Raw genomic sequence first — 16,216 nt, forward strand, 5'->3', positions numbered from 1 at the left:
CGTGGGTCTAGGCGGCAGGCAGCAGCAGGTGCAGGCACAACCCGGGGTTGCCATTGCTGGCCCAGATCCGCCCCTGGTGCAGCTCCACGGCGCGCCGGGCGATGGCCAGGCCCAGGCCGAAACCGTCGCCCTGGGCCGAGTCCAGGCGCTGGTAGGGCTGGAAGATCCGTTGCAGGTCCTGCTCGGCCACGCCCGGTCCCTGGTCTTCCAGGCACAGGTGCCAATAGCTGCCTTCACGCCAGCCGCGCAGGCTCACCCGGCCGTCGGCGGGGGAGTAGCGGATGGCATTGCGCAGCAGGTTTTCCAGGGCCTGGGCGATGCTGTCCAGGTGCACCTGGACCCGGCACTCGGCGTCCAGCAGGCAGGGCAGGCGCTCGGCGTCCCAGGCGCTTTCAAAGCAGGCGTCCTCGCTCAGCGCCTCCCAGATCGACAGCACCTGCACCGCTTCGGTGGGCAGCTGCGGGCGCTCGGTGTCGAGCCAGGCCAGGTCCAGGGTGTCTTCCAGCAGGCGCTGCATGTCGGCGATTTCCCGGTCCAGGCGCTGGCGCAACTGCTCCGGCGGCAAAGGGCTGTCGTGGGCAATGCGCAGCCGCGCCAGGGGCGTGCGCAACTCGTGGGACAAGGTGCGCAGCAGCAGGCGCTGCTGGGCCAGGCTCTGGCGCAGGCGCTCGGCCATGTGCTCGAAGGCCAGGGCCAGCTCTCCCAGTTCGTCGTGGCGGTTCACCAGGGGCGTGCCCAGCCCCTGGCTTTCCAGGTCGTCGGCGCGCAAGGCATCGGCGCGGTCGCGCAGGCGGTTCAGGGGCAGCACCAGATGGCGATAGAGCAACAGGCCGAGCAGGGCGGCGAGCAGGGTCGGCACCACGCCATGGCTGAAGAGGTGGGTCCAGGGCGTCAGGCCGCTGGGCAGCAGGCGCTCGGGCAGTTGCAGCACCAGCCGGCCTTGTTCCGGGTGCTCGGGGAATTCGATGCTGACGTAGGGCAGCTCGTCCTGCAGGCGCCGGCTCATGGGCCAGTCGAGCTTGCGCATGAAGGTCAGGTGGCTGGCGTCCTCGGCGCTCAGCGGGGTGCTGCCCAGGCGTTGCAGACGCTCGCCAAGCACCGCGACCCAGGTGTGCTCCTCGCCCGCCAGGCGTTGTTCGAAGGCATCCACCGCCGCCGCGCCACCCTGTTGCCAGGCGGCCTCGGCCTGCTGCGCATAGCGGGCCAGGTACTGGCGATCGGCGGGGTCGAGGAAGTAGGTGCTGCGCTCGGCCGACAGGCCCCAGGTCCAGATGATCCAGGTCAGCAGCAGGCAGAAGCCGATCTGCAGCCCGGCCAGTTTCCACAGCAGGGGATGACGGCGCATCAGTGACGTTGCGCCTCCACCAGGATGTAGCCGGCGCCGCGCACCGCCTGGATCTGCAGGTGCTGCACCCCGAGCTCGGCGAGCTTGCGCCTCAGGTTGCACACGTGCACATCCAGGCCGCGATCCAGGCGGGTATAGAGGCGGTGCAGTACGTGCTGATAGAGAAAGGGCTTGCTCAGGGTTTCCCCGGGGTGCTCGCGCAGGGTCACCAGCAGCCGGTATTCGGAACCGGTCAGGCCCGCGGCGCGGCCCTGGAGCAGCACGTCCTGGGCGTGTTCGTCGAAGCTCAGCAGCCGATCCAGATGGGTGGCCGACGGTTGTTGCACCCGGACCATGCGCCGCAGCAGGGCGTCGGCGCGGGCGTCCAGTTCGGCCAGGCTGAAGGGCTTGGGCAGGTAGTCGTCGGCGCCCCGGGTGAAGCCGGTGATCCGGTCCTGCTCGGCCCCCAGGGCCGACATCAGCATCACCGGCGTGTCTTGCTCCTGGCGCAGGGTTTCCAGCAGGGCCAGGCCGTCGAGGCCCGGCAGCATGATGTCCAGCAGCACCAGATCGAAGTGGCCGGCACGCACCGCTGCCAAGCCCTGGCGGCCGTCGCTGCAAGGGGTGACGGCAAAGCCGCGCTGGTGGAAATGCCGGTGCAGATCGTCGCGCAGTCGGGCGTCGTCTTCCACGAGGAGCAGGGTGGGGGTCATGGGGGCACTTGAAGGAAAGTATTTAATGAGAATGTTTTACATTTGCGAATATTGCCGCAATGTCCCGAGCGCTGCAATTGCCGCAATCGGCTGACCGGGCAGGGCATTGCAATCAACTAAAAGTTGAATATTCAACAGTGTGTTGATATTTTTCCCGTCCGCCCAGTTTGGTAAACACCAATGAACGTGCCTTCCGATACCCTTCTTGCCGAGCGCCAACTGGTCCTGCAGGTGCTGCGCAGCACCTTGCAGATGCTCGCCAGCGTGGTTGGCCAGCATGTGGAAATCGTCCTGCATGACCTGGACCGCCCGGAATCCTCGATCGTCGCCATCGCCAACGGCCATGTCACCGGGCGCCGGGTCGGCGACCCGGTGTTGGGCGGGCCGCGCCAGGACCTGGGTTTTGCCGCGGTGCTGAGTGCCCTGCAAGACCGCTCGGCGAGCACCCCGCTGGTACTGGAAAACTACCCGACCCTGGCCCCCGACGGCCGCGAGCTGCGCAGCTCCACGGTGATCTTTCGCGACCGCAGCGGGCAGCCCTTCGCCAGCCTGTGCAGCAACAGCGACCTGAGCGGCATCGCCGCCGCCCATGCCTGCCTGGGCCAGTTGCTGGGCCTGGGCAGCGCCCCTGCGCCGCGCCGCGACGAAACCCCCGACATGGAGCAGTTGCTGGCCCAGATCATCCAGGGCGCCTGCCCGGCAAGCGCGACGCGCATGAGCAAGTCGCACAAGCTGGAGGCCGTGCGCCAGATGCAGGAGCGCGGGGTGTTCATCGTCAAGGGCGGGATCGAGAAGGCCGCCGCGGCCCTGGGGGTGACCCGCTACACCGTCTACAACTACCTGGAACAGATCCGCGCCGAAGGCGCCGAGGAATGACCGCGATGCAACTCGATATCTTTCAAGTGGATGCCTTTACCTCCCACGTCTTCGGTGGCAACCCGGCGGCGGTGTGCCCCCTGGAGGCCTGGTTGCCGGATGAACTCCTGCAACGCATCGCCCTGGAGAACAACCTGTCGGAAACCGCCTATTTCGTGCCCCGCGGCGAAGTGTTCGAACTGCGCTGGTTCACCCCCACGGTGGAAGTCGACCTGTGCGGGCACGCCACCCTGGCGGCGGCCTGGGTGCTGTTCGAGCAGTTGGGCGAGCGCCGCGACGTGCTGCGTTTTGCCACCCGCAGCGGTGAGTTGCGGGTGAGCCGCGAGGGCGGCCTGCTGTCCATGGATTTTCCCGCCAAGCAGCCCGAGGCGCTGGCGATTCCTGCGGCCCTGTTGCAAGCCCTGGGGTTGCCGGCGGCCGAGGCCCTGTATCGCACCGACGATTACCTGCTGGTGGTGGACGACGAAGCTCTGGTGGAATCGCTCAAGCCGGATTTCGCCGCACTGGCCGCCTTTGATGTACGGGGCATCGCCGTGACGGCGCCGTCACGGGCATTCGATTTCGTCTCGCGCTGGTTCGGCCCGCGGGTCGGAGTCAATGAAGACCCGGTCACCGGTTCCGCCCATACCTCCCTGGCGCCTTACTGGGCCGAGCGCCTGGGCAAGCGTCAGTTGCGGGCGCAACAGGGCGGGGCGCGCAAGGGCCAGTTGGAGTGCCAGGTGCTGGACAACGGGCGGGTGATCATCAGCGGCTACGGCGCCTTGTACCTCAAGGGCAGCCTCTTCCTCTGAAGCGGTGGTGGCGTTAACGAGCCGGCCTGATACCCGCCGGCGGATTTGTCTGGGCGCCGCTTGCGGGAGTAGAGTCGCGCCCTTCAGCCCGGCCAGGCCATGATCAGCTCGGCTTCTCCGGTATTGGGGTCAATGCCGTTGCCGATCACCTGGAATCCCTGTTGGCGGTAAAAGCCGATGCTTGGCAGGTTGGCGGCATACACCGCCAGTTCCAGGCGTGAGCGCCGCTCGCGGGCATCGGCCAGCAGCTGTTTGCCCACGCCCTGGCCCTGGTGCTGCACACTGACGAAAATCGCTGCCAACTGATCCTCATGCAGGCAATAGAAACCCAGGAGCTGGCCGTCGCGTTCGGCCACTCGGGTCTGGGCATGGGGAAGGTAGAGGTTGCGCATGTCCTCGACCCTGGAGCGCCAGAAATCGGGGTCGACAAAATGATGGGCCTGGATCGAGGCGTCCAGCCAGAGCGCCAGCAACGCTTGCAGATCGCTGCTTTGAAAGTCCCTGATCAGCATGTTTGGGGGCCTGTCGGATTGAAATGTGCGCCGCACGCTACCCAGCTGGCGGCGGTCTGTCCAATTGTTGAGAGCCAAGGAAGTATTCGATGCTGGAAAGCAACCGCACCATCACCCTCTCGGGGGAGCAGGCCCTGCAAGCCCTGGCGGAGCTGGAGTTCGTGTTGATCTCGCTGCACAAGATGGGCGCCTACTACAGGGATAAACCCGTGGCCGACTACCAGCGCGCCACCACCGATTTCATCGATAACCAGCAGGTCACCCAGCGCCTGGCCCAGGTGCGCACGATTCTCAGCGAGCCCTTCGACTGCACCCTGGGGGAGGACGACATGGACGACATCGAGCGTCATGTGCAGGGGCTCGAACTGTGGCGCCCCGAGTAACCGCGCGGTCATTACCTGACGTTTTTCAAGGAACCTGCCATGTCCCGCATCAGCCTCGCCACGGCCACTCCCACCACCAGCCTGGCGCTGGTCAAGTTTCTCCATCAACGCCTGGGCCTGCCCCTGAGCGTTGCCCAGGGCTATCTGCGCCGTGGCGCCGAGGGCTTCTTCTACAGCGCCAAGCTGTTTCACAACGACCATGTACAGCGCGAGCAGGAACTGCGCGACATCCTCGCCTTCTTCAACAGCGCCCAGGTGCCGCTGCTGATTGTCGAAAGCGACCCCGATGAGGAGTGGAACGGGGTTGCGCCCGAACCGTTGCAGGACTGCGCGATGCCCCAGGAGCACTTGTTCAATCTGCTCCAGGCCCATGAAGAGGGCTATCAATAGGGGCCGCAAGCGGGCCAGTGCCGCTCGACGCAATGTGCGGTTTTCCTAAAGTTCTGGGCGCCGGGGTCGAGACGTTGGTGCTGTTTGTCTTTCAATAAGGATATTTCGTGTTCAGAACCCTGCTCGGGGCCGCCGCCCTCATCGCCACCCTGGCGCTGACCGGCTGTGTCTCCTACCACGTCACCGGCCCGCTGGGCGCGCCGTTGCATCCTGCACCCATCAGCAGCCCGCGCACTGCGCAAATTGCCGATGTGCAGGTCACCGCTCCCGGTATCGACGAAGCCACCCGCACTGCCATCAGCCGCTCCCTGACCGCCCAGCTGACCCCCTACGTCAAGAGCGCCGGCTACTTCCGCCAGCTCAGCGAATTCCCCACCCGCCTGGGCGAGGAAGACGTGGTGCTGAAATTCAACATGACCTCCCTCAAGGGCCACCGCGCGCCCCATCCGGGCTACCTGCCCGGGGCCTTGCTGACCCTGACCGTATGGATCTGGGTCAACGGGCCGATCTACGTCGACAGCTTCGACCTGGCCGGCGAGCTGTCGATCGTCGACCGCAACGGCCAGGAACTGGCCAGTGCCAAGGAGCAGCTCAAGTTCGAGCGCAACGTCGGCCTGTACGGCCGCGAATACTGGGCCCCGACCCAGGGCGCCAAGCAACTGAATGAACTGGTTGCCAAATTGCTCGACAACGCCAGCGCCCGGTTGGCACAACGCTAAGATCAAGGAGAGACACATGTTGGTTTCCATCAAGCACGTCCTGGTGCTCGGCGCAGTGCTGCTGAGCGGCTGCGTGTCCTACTCGCAACACGAACTGGCAGCCGTCGGCACCTGGCCTCCGGCGGCACAGACCACCGAGCAAAAGCCCAGCGCCTTTGTCCGCACCACCGCCATGTACCAGGTCAACGGCGGCCCGGCCAATGCCGCCGCCGGCGCTCCGGCTGCCGCCTGGGAAACCGTGGTGGCCGATGCCTACCACCAGTCCGGGCGCTTTGCCCGGGTCAGCACCGACAAGGTCGAATCGGACCTGTACGCCGAAGCCACCCTGTACAACAACGAACAGTTCAGCATGGCCTCGGCCATCATCACCGGCGTCACCTTCTTCGTGATTCCGTCCACGGCGAAGAACACCTTCACCCTGGAGACGGTGTTCAAGGACAAGGACGGCAAGGAGCTGGGGCGGATTCGCAAGAGCGAATCGGTGCGCACCTGGATGCAATTGCTGCTGATCGTCGCCATTCCTTTCCAGGCAGACACCCGCGACGTGGTCCAGCAACTGGCCCGCAGCACCCTGGATGAAGCGGTGCAGCGCAAATTGCTGTAAGCCTCGCGCCGAAGGCAGGATGCAGACAAAAACGCCGCGGGCTCTGATCGGAGCCCGCGGCGTTTTTTTTGGATGCGGTTTATTTCAGCGCTGTGCCAACCAGTAGGCATGCAACTGCCGCGCGGCAGGTTCGATGGCCGCGATCTGCTGGCGATGCTGCTCCAGGTCCAGGTCGGCGGGCAATTCGAAGTTGTCCTGTTCGGCGCAGTCGATGATCAACTGCAGCGCCTGGACCTGCGGCGCCGGCATCTCCGGCCAGTTGCCCACGGCCACCCCGCGCAGGTAGCCGAAGCACCACTCTTCGGCCAGCAGCAGGTCCTGGCCCTGGTGCTCGGTGTGTTCGAAGCGCGCCTTGAAGGCTTGCGGGGCCTGGGTCAATTGCACGGCCAGGGTGTTGATGTGGCGCACGCACAGGTCGATGAACTGCCGGCATTGCTCCGGGGTTTCCCAGGCCGGGTTTTCGCCGCCCCAGATACCCGGGAACCATTCGGCGATATCGACTTGAGCCGGGCCCGACACCAGCGCGGTGAAGTAACCGTCCAGCTCGCAGGGATTGAGCACCGAGTGGTCGTCGCCGTACTGGAGTAGGGTGTCTTCGATCAGCTCGAAGTCGGCGGCGTTGAGAGGCGAGTTGGGCATGTACGGAATCCTGAAAAAAAGCAGCGGCAAGTTTCCAGCTTTGAGCCACAAGCCGCAAGCCTGCTGCTTGTAGCTGAAACTTGCCGTCAGGTATCGCGCAGCAAGTCCTGGGCATCGAGCAGGCGGTAGGCAATTTCCGGGCGGTTCTCCATGGCCCGGCGGATGGCGGCGGGAATCGACTGTCGGGTCTTGCGGCACAGGCCGGGGTGCTCGGCCAGGGCGATCGTGATACCGCGCATGCTGCGCACTTTGTTGTCGCTGGGGGTGATCTCCACACGGACCCCCAGTTGCTGGTAGATCCGTCTCTGCATGTGCTCCAGATCCGCCAGGTCCTTGAGATTCTCCAGGCGTTCGAGCAGGCGTTTTTCCTCCTGGCGCGTCAGATTGAGGATGCGCAGGTCGGCTCCGGGGGTGTCCAGCAACTGCTCGCGCTCGCAGATGCAGGCGCCGGGCGGACAGGGTTGGCGGATCGCAGGGCTTGGATTCATGGTGATCCATCATAGCCATGTCGCCGGGGCATTCAGAGAAAATTGTGTGGCATCCCCGGTGCTGGGGGAATGCGGTAGGGCCTGGCTTTCCAGCGGCTGTATGACGAACGCCTGTCGACCTTGCCCAACGTCCAGCGCCTGACCTCGACCCTGGTGATGATGCAGGTGATTCCGGACCGCACCCTGCCATTGTGATCGGGATCAAGCCCCGAAGGCCCCGCAGGTTTTAAGGTGCAGGCTCCTTCATCCAGGTTCTGCGAGGCGCCATGGCCAAGCCCTTTCCCCTGAACCCCAAACACCCCGAACGGATCTGCTGGGGCTGCGACCGCTACTGCGCGGCCAATGCCCTGGCCTGCGGTAATGGTTCGGACCGCACCATGCACCCGGCGGAGATGCTCGGGGAGGACTGGTACCTGGACGGTGACTGGGGCGTCGAGATACCCGCCGGTAGTGAGCCGGCCGCGAAACGGGTGGAGTAAGGACGTTTCCCAACAGTGACAGTGCGTAGGACAAATATTACCCGGGTGATATTTAATGTCTGATTAATATCCGGGTAATATTCAGCCTCGTTTCCTTGGGGCCACTGCCATGTCTGATTTCCTCACTCAGTCCGTTACCGCTTAACAGGCCCAGCATGTGCTGGCGGCCGGCCCGTTGCTGGAGGTAGCGCAGGCGGTCAAGCGTGCCAGCGAAGAGGCGGCGCCGCAGCCGTTGCTGGTGTTCGACGATGCCAGCGGCCGGGTCATCGATCTCGACCTGCGAGGCAGTGCGGAGGAAGTGCGCCAGCGTTTGGCCGCGACGCCGCAGCCCGGCAACGGGCGCTATCGTCCACGTCAGCCCGCCGCCGCGCCGGTGGAGAGCGAAGAGGCAGCACCCCGTGGGCGAGGGCGGCCCAAGCTTGGGGTCATCGCCCGGGAAGTGACGCTGTTGCCGCGCCAGTGGGAATGGCTGGCCGAGCAGCCGGGAGGTGCCTCGGCGGTGCTGCGCCGGCTGGTGGACCAAGCCCGGCGCAATGGCGCCGAACCGCAGCGCCAGCGGGCCGCGCAAGAGGCGGCTTACCAGTTCATGCTGGCCATGGGCGGCGACCTTCCCGGTTATGAGTAAGCCACCCGGGCGCTGTTCGCCGCAGACCTTGCGCGCCTGCAACAGTGCATCGAGCACTGGCCCGGGGATATCCGCGACTACGCTTTGCGCCTTGCCGGCGCGCTTTGACAGGCGAGCGATACATCGCCAATCCAAGGCTCTGCCTGAGCGGCCAGCCGGGCTGTGCGGTTCAGGCCGCCGGGGGAGAGTGGCCAGGCATTGGCGGCTCCTGGCCTGGCCTGGCCAGACTAGCCCCGCCGCGCCATCAGCAGCACCGACGCCGCCCCTGACAACAGCAGCGCACAGCCGCGATTGAACAGGCGCTTGCCCCGGGGTTCGGCGAGCCAGCGGCGCATGTGCAGGCCCATGTAGGCGTAGGCGCAGATGGCGATCCACTCCAGCCCCAGGAACAGCGCCCCCAGGATCAGGAACTGCGGGCCCATCGGCTGCGCCGGATCGACGAATTGCGGCAGGAAGGCGGTGAAGATCAGGATCGCCTTGGGATTGCCCGCCGCCACCAGGAACTCCTGGCGGGCCAGGGCCCAGAGGCCGACGCGGGCGCTGTCCTCGCTCGCTTCAGTGCCCGGATTGGCCCGCCACAGTTGCCAGGCCAGGTACAGCAGATAGCCTGCGCCGAGGATCTTGATCCCATGGAACAACAGCTCCGAGGTTTGCAGGACCACCGCCAGGCCGGCGGCGGCCAGGGCGATCATGGCGGCGAAGGCCAGCAACCGGCCGCTACCCGCCAGGCAGGAGTGGCGATAGCCGTAGCGGGTGGCGTTGCTCACGGACAACAGGTTGTTCGGGCCGGGGGCCATGTTCAGGGCGAAACAGGCGGGGATGAACAGGCTCAGGGTGGTGAGATCCATACAGTCTCCGGGACAAGGCAAGGGAACGTGCCCACGCCATCGGCGACCTCGGGGCTGGCCGGGAGGTTGTTGCGGCGGGGGTCGATAAAATACGGGCCGCGTCGGGCGGGAGGCAAGTGCCTGGTTCGCGGTGCATCAAGGCTTGGCCAAGGTTGAGCGGGGAGCAGAGGCAGTGACAGTGATCGGGCAGGGCAACGGCAAGCCCCTCTCCCGGTGCCGACAGGGAGAGGGACAAGGCACTCAGTTGATATTGATGTAGGGGTCCCAGTCGCAATAACCCACCACCTGGTTGTCACTGTCGACAATCATGAAGGCCCAGGTATAGGTGATGCTGCCTTGGCGCACGGCGCGGCCTTCCCAATAGAAATTCTTGACGCTCTGGGCGATGGGCTGCGCGGATGGATTGCTTTGATTGATGATCGGCATGGGCGTGTGGTTCAAGACCACCGGCGTGATGTCTTGCACGTAATTGGGGTTCTGTTGCGTCACGACCGGCGACGTCTGGGTGTACTGATACAGCAGCACCGTGTGGTACAGCCCCTCGGACAGGCTGGTGCTGCGCCAGTGGATCAGGTCGCCCTCCTTGAGGTTGACCGACAGTTCATCCGTACCTTCGCCGACTGGGGCGTTGTTGCGTCTGGCGACCATGTAGATCGCCTGACTGGAGAGCCTTACCCCGCCGGTGGTGAAGTTGTAGAGGTGGCTGGGCTGCGTCGGGTCGCTTTTTTGCAGGTTGAATGTCTGGCCGCTGTCGAATGTTTTGCCCTGGCTATTGAGAATGGTGTCCACATCAATGGTGACCATGATGTCGATGATGTTGTCGTTCATGTCCAGCTCCCTGCTGTCGCGTTAGATGCCTGGAGTGCCCAGGCAAACAGGCAATCGAGTTTCCGGGCGCGGCCACTGAGCATCGCTACCCGGGCCCCGGTTTGCCGGGCTTCGAGCTTGATGCACTTCCATGAAGTCGCGAGTGGAATCTAGATCCTCAAGACGGTTAGTCAAATGGCCCGCTGTAAAAAGAGCGAGCGCAAGACGAGCGGTGCAAGGCCAGGGCCAGGCGCCCACTTGGGCGTCTTCAGCCCGGCCACCGACCCGAGATCGGCCGCGAGGGTTTATCATGCCGCGCTGCTGCCCGTTGCCCGGCCGACAAGGGGCTGCTCTTTTCGCCCACCGTGGAGGCGCCCGCCATGCCCGATCTGCCAAAGCCTGCTGCTATCCCTGAGTTCCCCGTGTGCCACGCCCGTGGCGGCACCTCCACCGGGCTGATCCTGGCCCGCGAAGCGCTGCCCCGGGACGAAGCCCTGGTGGAAGAACTGCTGCGCCACCTGATGGGCGTGCCCCTGCACGGCGAGTGGCCGGGCAATACCCAGATCACCGGCCTGGGCCGCGGCGGACCCACCAGCAACAAGGTGTTCATCGTCGAACGCCACCCCGGCGAGACGCGGATGATCAGCACCCTGGCGCAACTGGCGGCGGGCAAGAGCGCCATCGACTGGAGCGTCAACTGCGGCAACATGTCCGCGGCCCTGCCGCTGTACGCCCTGCAACGCGGCTGGCTGCAGCCCGGGGAGGGCGGCGGGCAGATCGAGATCTTCAACAGCAACACCCAGACCACGATGTATGCGCGCCTGAGCCTGCGCGACGGCCGACTGCTCAGCGACACGCGGATTCCCGGGGTCAACGGGGTGTTTCCCGGGGTCGACCTGTTTCTCGACAAGCCGGTGGGAGCCAAGACCGGCGCGCTGTTTCCCAGCGGGCAACGGGTCGACCTGCTGGATGGGATTGCCGCCACCTGCATCGATGTGGCGGTGCCCATGGTCATCCTGCGCGCGGCGGACCTGGGCAAGACCGGGCAGGAAAGCCCGGCTGAACTGGATGCCGACCCACAGTTCAAGGCGCGCCTGCTGGAGCTGATGGTGCTGGGCGGGTTGCGCATGGGCCTGCGCCAGCGCGACGGCCGTTTGATGAGCGCCGACGACCTGCGGCGCAGCGAAACCATCCCCAAAATCTGCATCGTCAGCCCGGCGCGAGAAGGCGGTGATATCGCCACCCGCTACTTCACCCCACAGAACGCCCACCCGTCCCTGGCGGTGTCCGGCGGCTGCTGCCTGGCGGCGGCCTGCCTGGCCGAAGGCACCGTGGCCCATGCCCTGTTGGCGCGGGCACCGGCAATAGGCGAAGGGAAGGGCGAATACCCGCTGGCGATTGAAAACCCCGCCGGAGTGCTGGAGACCCTGATCAATGCCCGGCAGGTGGCTGGGGAGCTACTGATCGACGGCGCCGCCTACCGGCGCAGCGCGCAGATTCTGTTGCAAGGCAGCACCCCGCTGTACAACGCCTCCCCCGAACTGACCGCCGCCCTTGGCGCCGCACACCGCGCCTGACCCCGCCCGCATCCGCCTCATGTAGCCGCTGCCGAAGGCTGCGAACGAGCCGCAGGCTCGCCAGCCGATGGGGTCTTGCGCAGCTCCAGCCGCCGCTCAGGCGGGGCTCTGAATGCCAAAGGCATATCAGCGAGCCGCGTCGCCATCGGGAAGAAACGGCGGCACCTTCTGCCGCAGCAACAGGATCAACTCCGGGTCCATGAAGTCGTAATCATCGGGAATGTTCAGGCACACGATCTGCTGGTTGTTCAACTGCGCCTTGAAGCGCTTGCGCAGTTTTTCCCGGTGGCGGGTTTCCATCACCACAATTAACCCGGCCCATTGCACCAGCTCCGGGCCCAGGGGTACTTCGGCATCGTGATTGAGCCCGGCGGAGGCGGTCTGGATCCCCGGCCAGTCGGCAAACACCTGTTCGGCGGTGGGGCTGCGCAGCTTGTTCTGGCTGCAGACAAACAAGACATTGAGCATTGGGCCGAACTCCTTGGCACAGACACCCAACCCGTAAAGGGCAGGGCAAAGGCGCTGATTTTTCGGGGCTTTGGCCGCGCTGTCCAGCAAGTTGTGACGGGCCGGGCCAATGGCGTTGGTCAGCACCGGTTGCCCGCCAAGGGCTGTGGCTGCGAAACTGCCAGCCCCTTGACTTGCATCGCTCACGCCATGTCCGCAGCCCTGTTCACCTCACCCCATCTGGGCCTGGCCCTCAGGCGCTGGCGCCTGTTGCACCGGGTCAAGCAGCAGCACGCTGCCGAGCTGTTCGGCGTGGCGCAGTCGAGCATTTCCCGCTGGGAAAACGGCCGGCAGGCCATGGAACCGGCGGAGCGTGCGCGCCTGGAGCACCTGCTGGCGGCCAACCTCAGCGCCGCTGCCGATCAGGCCCTGGCGCGGCTGGTGAACGACAGCCCGCGCGCCGTGCACCTGGTGTGCGACCTGACCCACCGCCTGCTGGCCTGTTCGCCGACCCGCGCCGCGCAGTTCGGCGTGCCCTTGAGCGAGCTGCTGGGCCAATCGCTGTGGGGCTTTTGCACCGAGGAAATCGTGCGCAAGGAAGCCGCCCTGGATGACCTGGGCTGGCGCGCAGTGCTGGCGCCGCCGTCCCTGGAGTTCTTCAGCGGCCACAACGATTCGGCCATCGTGCCCATCGCTCCCAGCCAGTGCCGCTGGACCCGCCTCAACCTGTCCGACGGCAACGCCGTGCGGCTGGTGGAAACCCTCTGACGCGCTTGTCGAGGCTCGCCACGCATATTTTATCCGTGGACCGGTTGCTGCCCGCTGGCTAGTCTGGCAAGCCTTCGCCCGCCGCCCCACGGCGCGGGCCTCATTCACGTGCAGCAGGCTTGTCCATGACCCCCGAACTTCTCAGCGGCCGTCTCGACTTTCTCCGTGAAGCGGAAAAACTCAAGGACGTGCTGCGCAGCGCCCACACCTCCAGCGGCCGCCAGGAAAGCACCGCCGAGCACAGCTGGCGCCTTTGCCTGATGGCGCTGCTGTTCGAAGACCAACTGGGGGACCTGGACCTGTTGCGGGTGCTGAAACTGTGCATCGTCCACGACCTGGGGGAAGCCATCCATGGCGACATCCCGGCGGTGGCCCAGGCCGCCCACCCGGACAAGAGCCAACAGGAACGCGACGACCTGCAATACCTCGCCCGGTCCCTGGACGCCCCGGCCCGCCAGCGCCTGCTGGAGCTGTGGGACGAATACGAAGGCGCCGCCAGCACCGAGGCGCGCGCGGTCAAGGCCCTGGACAAGCTGGAAACCCTGCTGCAACACACCCAGGGCCAGAACCCGGCGGATTTCGACTACGGTTTCAACCTCGATTACGGCCGCCGCTACACCGATGCCAGCCCGTTGTTCCAGGCCCTGCGCCAGCAGATCGATGCCGACACCCGGCGCCGCCTCGACGCCCAGGGCTGAGCGGCGGTTCACGATCGGCAGTGCCTGGCTCAGGCGCCGCTGAGCATGCCCGGGCAGCACTCGCAAAAGGATGAACAGGCTCCGGCAGGGGGCAGGGCGCCCGCTTGGGGCCTGACACCGGTCATGGTTTTTTTCTGGCAGGGTCATCAAGCGAAGCTATTTTTACCTTCGCTTGTCCTTCACTACGCTTTTCACACGGTTGTCCAACCCGGGGCCAACGTCGAGCGGCAGGTTTTCGATGACCGAAGGAGTGATCCATGTCCAATGAATCCAAGTGCCCGTTCAAACACACCGCCGGCGAAGGCACCAGCAACCGTGACTGGTGGCCCGGCCAACTGAACCTGAAGATCCTCCACCAGCACTCGCAGCTGTCCGACCCGATGGCCGAGGACTTCGACTACGCCGCCGAATTCAAGACCCTGGACCTGGCCGCCGTGAAGCGCGACCTGCTGGCCTTGATGACCGACTCCCAACCCTGGTGGCCGGCGGATTTCGGCCACTACGGCCCGCTGTTCGTGCGCATGGCCTGGCACAGCGCCGGCACCTACCGCATCGCCGATGGCCGCGGTGGCGCCGGGGGTGGGCAGCAGCGTTTCGCCCCGCTCAACAGCTGGCCGGACAACGTCAGCCTGGACAAGGCGCGGCGGCTGATCTGGCCGATCAAGCAGAAGTACGGGCGCAAACTCTCCTGGGCCGACCTGATCATCCTCACCGGCAACGTCGCCCTGGAATCCATGGGCTTTAAAACCTTCGGCTTCGGCGGTGGCCGCCAGGACGTCTGGGAGCCGGACGACCACGTCTACTGGGGCAGTGAAACCACCTGGCTCGGCGACCAGCGCTACAGCGGCGACCGCGAGCTGGAGAACCCCCTGGGGGCGGTGCAGATGGGCCTGATCTACGTCAACCCGGAAGGCCCCAACGGCAACCCCGACCCCCTGGCAGCGGCCCGGGACATCCGCGAAACCTTCGCCCGCATGGCCATGAACGATGAAGAAACCGTGGCCCTGATCGCCGGCGGCCACACCTTCGGCAAGACCCACGGCGCCGGCCCTGCGACCCACGTCGGCCCGGAACCGGAAGCCGCCGGCCTGGAAGAGCAGGGCCTGGGCTGGCGCAGCAGCTTCGGCACAGGCGTTGGCGGCGACGCCATCACCAGCGGCCTGGAAGTGATCTGGACCACCACCCCGACCCGCTGGAGCAACGACTTCTTCGACCACCTGTTCGGCTACGAATGGGAACTGACCACCAGCCCCGCCGGCGCCCACCAATGGCAACCCAAGGCCGGCGCCGGGGCCGACAGCGTGCCCGACCCTCACGACCCGAATAAACGCCGCACGCCGTCGATGCTCACCACCGACCTGGCGCTGCGTTTCGACCCGGCTTACGAGGCCATCTCCCGACGCTTCCATGAGCACCCCGAGCAACTGGCCGACGCCTTCTCCCGCGCCTGGTTCAAACTCACCCACCGCGACATGGGCCCGCGCGCCCGTTACCTGGGCCCGGAAGTGCCGGCCGAGGAGCTGATCTGGCAAGACCCGATTCCGGCCGTGAACCATCCGCTGATCGACGCCCAGGACATCCAGCAGCTCAAGGGCCAGATCCTCAATTCCGGTCTGTCCGTGGCGCAATTGGTGTCCACCGCCTGGGCTTCGGCCTCGACCTTCCGCGGCTCGGACAAGCGCGGCGGCGCCAACGGCGCCCGGATTCGCCTGGCCCCGCAAAAAGACTGGGAGGTCAACCAACCGCAGCAACTGGCCCAGGTGCTGCAAAGCCTGGAAGCCATCCAGAGCGCCTTCAACAGCGCGCAGACGGGTGGCAAGCGCGTGTCCCTGGCGGACCTGATCGTCCTCGGCGGCTGCGCGGCGGTGGAACTGGCGGCGAAAAATGCCGGCTACAGCATCAGCGTACCCTTCGCCCCGGGGCGCATGGACGCCAGCCAGGAACAGACCGACGTCGACTCCTTCGCCGTGCTGGAGCCCGTGGCCGATGGCTTTCGCAATTACCTCAAGCCGGTCAGCGGCGTCACCGCCGAAGCCCTGCTGATAGACAAGGCGCAGCTGCTGACCCTCACCGCCCCGCAAGTGACTGTGCTGCTGGGCGGCCTGCGGGTGCTGGGGGCCAACGTCGGGCAAGCGCCCCACGGCGTGTTCACCGCGCGCCCGGGCACCTTGAGCAACGACTTCTTCGTCAACCTGCTGGACATGGGCACCCAATGGAAGCCCCAGTCCGAGGCCCGCGACCTGTACGAGGGCAGCGACCGCGCCACCGGGCAATACAAATGGAGCGGCACCCGGGTCGACCTGCTGCTGGGCTCCAACTCGCAACTGCGGGCTTTGGCCGAGGTGTATGCAGCGGCGGATGCGGGAGAGAAGTTCGTGAAGGACTTTGTCGCCGCCTGGGACAAGGTGATGAACCTGGACCGGTTCGATCTGCGTTAAGGAGATTTACAGCTAGGTAAAACCACAACGCCTCACAAGGGACTCACGCTGATGATCTGTGGCGAGGAAGCTTGCTCCCGCTGGGCTGCG

The 16,216-nt window shown here is 65.8% G+C and carries 19 protein-coding genes and 2 pseudogenes; 13 read left to right on the plus strand and 8 right to left on the minus strand.

Going from position 1 to position 16,216, the window contains the following annotated elements; translation table 11 throughout:
- Positions 1-7: 7 nt before the first annotated feature.
- Both DWF74_RS29350 and DWF74_RS29355 read right to left on the minus strand, forming a co-directional pair.
- Entirely contained in the window at positions 8-1,345 is a 1,338-nt protein-coding gene (locus DWF74_RS29350) for a HAMP domain-containing sensor histidine kinase (RefSeq protein WP_115582298.1), read from the minus strand.
- Positions 1,345-2,037, minus strand: coding sequence for a response regulator transcription factor (locus DWF74_RS29355; protein WP_115582299.1), 693 nt, complete (start codon positions 2,035-2,037; stop codon positions 1,345-1,347). The genes DWF74_RS29350 and DWF74_RS29355 overlap by 1 nt, the downstream gene beginning before the upstream one ends.
- Positions 2,038-2,217: 180 nt before the next feature.
- Between DWF74_RS29355 and DWF74_RS29360 the strand changes: the two genes are divergently transcribed.
- The gene (locus tag DWF74_RS29360) at positions 2,218-2,913 is read left to right on the plus strand and encodes a helix-turn-helix transcriptional regulator (protein WP_115582300.1); all 696 of its coding nucleotides are present in this window, start codon (positions 2,218-2,220) and stop codon (positions 2,911-2,913) included.
- Positions 2,914-2,918: 5 nt separating this feature from the next.
- On the plus strand, positions 2,919-3,704 hold the full coding sequence (locus DWF74_RS29365) for a PhzF family phenazine biosynthesis protein (RefSeq protein WP_115582505.1): 786 nt from the start codon (positions 2,919-2,921) through the stop codon (positions 3,702-3,704).
- Between the two features lie 83 nt (positions 3,705-3,787).
- Here the strand turns inward: DWF74_RS29365 and DWF74_RS29370 are convergent, their stop codons facing one another.
- Entirely contained in the window at positions 3,788-4,216 is a 429-nt protein-coding gene (locus tag DWF74_RS29370) for an N-acetyltransferase (protein WP_346330276.1), read from the minus strand.
- An 89-nt stretch (positions 4,217-4,305) separates the two neighbouring features.
- Here DWF74_RS29370 and DWF74_RS29375 point away from each other — a divergent pair, with 89 nt between their 5' ends.
- The 4 genes from DWF74_RS29375 (at position 4,306) to DWF74_RS29390 (ending at position 6,312) form a co-directional block, all read left to right on the plus strand.
- On the plus strand, positions 4,306-4,599 hold the full coding sequence (locus DWF74_RS29375; RefSeq protein WP_115582301.1) for a hypothetical protein: 294 nt from the start codon (positions 4,306-4,308) through the stop codon (positions 4,597-4,599).
- 39 nt (positions 4,600-4,638) lie between these two features.
- Positions 4,639-4,989 carry a hypothetical protein gene (locus DWF74_RS29380; protein ID WP_115582302.1) on the plus strand — a complete coding sequence of 117 codons (351 nt, stop codon included), beginning with the start codon at positions 4,639-4,641 and terminating at the stop codon, positions 4,987-4,989.
- A gap of 107 nt (positions 4,990-5,096) precedes the next feature.
- Positions 5,097-5,708 (plus strand): hypothetical protein, encoded by a 612-nt coding sequence (locus tag DWF74_RS29385; protein ID WP_115582303.1) that lies wholly within the window; start codon positions 5,097-5,099, stop codon positions 5,706-5,708.
- 16 nt (positions 5,709-5,724) lie between these two features.
- Positions 5,725-6,312, plus strand: a complete 588-nt coding sequence (locus DWF74_RS29390; protein WP_115582304.1) for a hypothetical protein — start codon at positions 5,725-5,727, stop codon at positions 6,310-6,312.
- 84 nt (positions 6,313-6,396) lie between these two features.
- Here the strand turns inward: DWF74_RS29390 and DWF74_RS29395 are convergent, their stop codons facing one another.
- Together DWF74_RS29395 and DWF74_RS29400 are read right to left on the minus strand one after the other, a co-directional pair.
- Positions 6,397-6,951 (minus strand): UPF0149 family protein, encoded by a 555-nt coding sequence (locus tag DWF74_RS29395; RefSeq protein WP_115582305.1) that lies wholly within the window; start codon positions 6,949-6,951, stop codon positions 6,397-6,399.
- A gap of 86 nt (positions 6,952-7,037) precedes the next feature.
- Positions 7,038-7,439: a hypothetical protein gene (locus DWF74_RS29400; RefSeq protein WP_115582306.1), complete on the minus strand. Its 402-nt coding sequence runs from the start codon at positions 7,437-7,439 to the stop codon at positions 7,038-7,040.
- 84 nt (positions 7,440-7,523) lie between these two features.
- Between DWF74_RS29400 and DWF74_RS29405 the strand changes: the two are divergent.
- The 3 genes and pseudogenes from DWF74_RS29405 to DWF74_RS29415 form a co-directional block, all read left to right on the plus strand.
- Positions 7,524-7,634, plus strand: a pseudogene (locus DWF74_RS29405) (AsnC family transcriptional regulator); the annotation flags it as partial.
- A 71-nt stretch (positions 7,635-7,705) separates the two neighbouring features.
- Positions 7,706-7,918: a DUF3079 domain-containing protein gene (locus DWF74_RS29410; RefSeq protein WP_115582307.1), complete on the plus strand. Its 213-nt coding sequence runs from the start codon at positions 7,706-7,708 to the stop codon at positions 7,916-7,918.
- Between the two features lie 157 nt (positions 7,919-8,075).
- Positions 8,076-8,651: pseudogene (locus DWF74_RS29415) on the plus strand (DUF2239 family protein).
- A 119-nt stretch (positions 8,652-8,770) separates the two neighbouring features.
- Here DWF74_RS29415 and DWF74_RS29420 read toward each other — a convergent pair.
- A complete protein-coding gene (locus tag DWF74_RS29420; protein ID WP_102864513.1) occupies positions 8,771-9,391 on the minus strand; it encodes a LysE family translocator in 621 nt (206 codons plus the stop codon).
- 240 nt (positions 9,392-9,631) lie between these two features.
- Positions 9,632-10,219, minus strand: a complete 588-nt coding sequence (locus DWF74_RS29425) for an AidA/PixA family protein (protein WP_102864514.1) — start codon at positions 10,217-10,219, stop codon at positions 9,632-9,634.
- Positions 10,220-10,578: 359 nt separating this feature from the next.
- Between DWF74_RS29425 and DWF74_RS29430 the strand changes: the two genes are divergently transcribed.
- The gene (locus tag DWF74_RS29430) at positions 10,579-11,775 is read left to right on the plus strand and encodes a PrpF domain-containing protein (RefSeq protein WP_115582308.1); all 1,197 of its coding nucleotides are present in this window, start codon (positions 10,579-10,581) and stop codon (positions 11,773-11,775) included.
- Between the two features lie 126 nt (positions 11,776-11,901).
- On the opposite strand, the gene DWF74_RS29435 is transcribed toward DWF74_RS29430, so the two are convergent.
- On the minus strand, positions 11,902-12,243 hold the full coding sequence (locus tag DWF74_RS29435; RefSeq protein WP_115582309.1) for a low molecular weight protein tyrosine phosphatase family protein: 342 nt from the start codon (positions 12,241-12,243) through the stop codon (positions 11,902-11,904).
- Positions 12,244-12,432: 189 nt separating this feature from the next.
- Between DWF74_RS29435 and DWF74_RS29440 the strand changes: the two genes are divergently transcribed.
- From DWF74_RS29440 to katG, 3 genes are all read left to right on the plus strand, one after another.
- Positions 12,433-12,990, plus strand: a complete 558-nt coding sequence (locus tag DWF74_RS29440) for a helix-turn-helix domain-containing protein (protein WP_178116115.1) — start codon at positions 12,433-12,435, stop codon at positions 12,988-12,990.
- Positions 12,991-13,115: 125 nt separating this feature from the next.
- Complete coding sequence (locus DWF74_RS29445; RefSeq protein WP_115582311.1) at positions 13,116-13,688, plus strand: HD domain-containing protein; 573 nt, start codon at positions 13,116-13,118, stop codon at positions 13,686-13,688.
- Positions 13,689-13,945: 257 nt separating this feature from the next.
- Positions 13,946-16,126 carry a catalase/peroxidase HPI gene (gene katG, locus DWF74_RS29450; protein ID WP_115582312.1) on the plus strand — a complete coding sequence of 727 codons (2,181 nt, stop codon included), beginning with the start codon at positions 13,946-13,948 and terminating at the stop codon, positions 16,124-16,126.
- The last annotated feature ends 90 nt before the right edge of the window (positions 16,127-16,216 follow it).

Origin of the sequence: Pseudomonas protegens (assembly GCF_003363755.1) — a bacterium.
In the GTDB taxonomy this organism is placed as follows: Bacteria; Pseudomonadota; Gammaproteobacteria; order Pseudomonadales; family Pseudomonadaceae; genus Aquipseudomonas; species Aquipseudomonas danubii.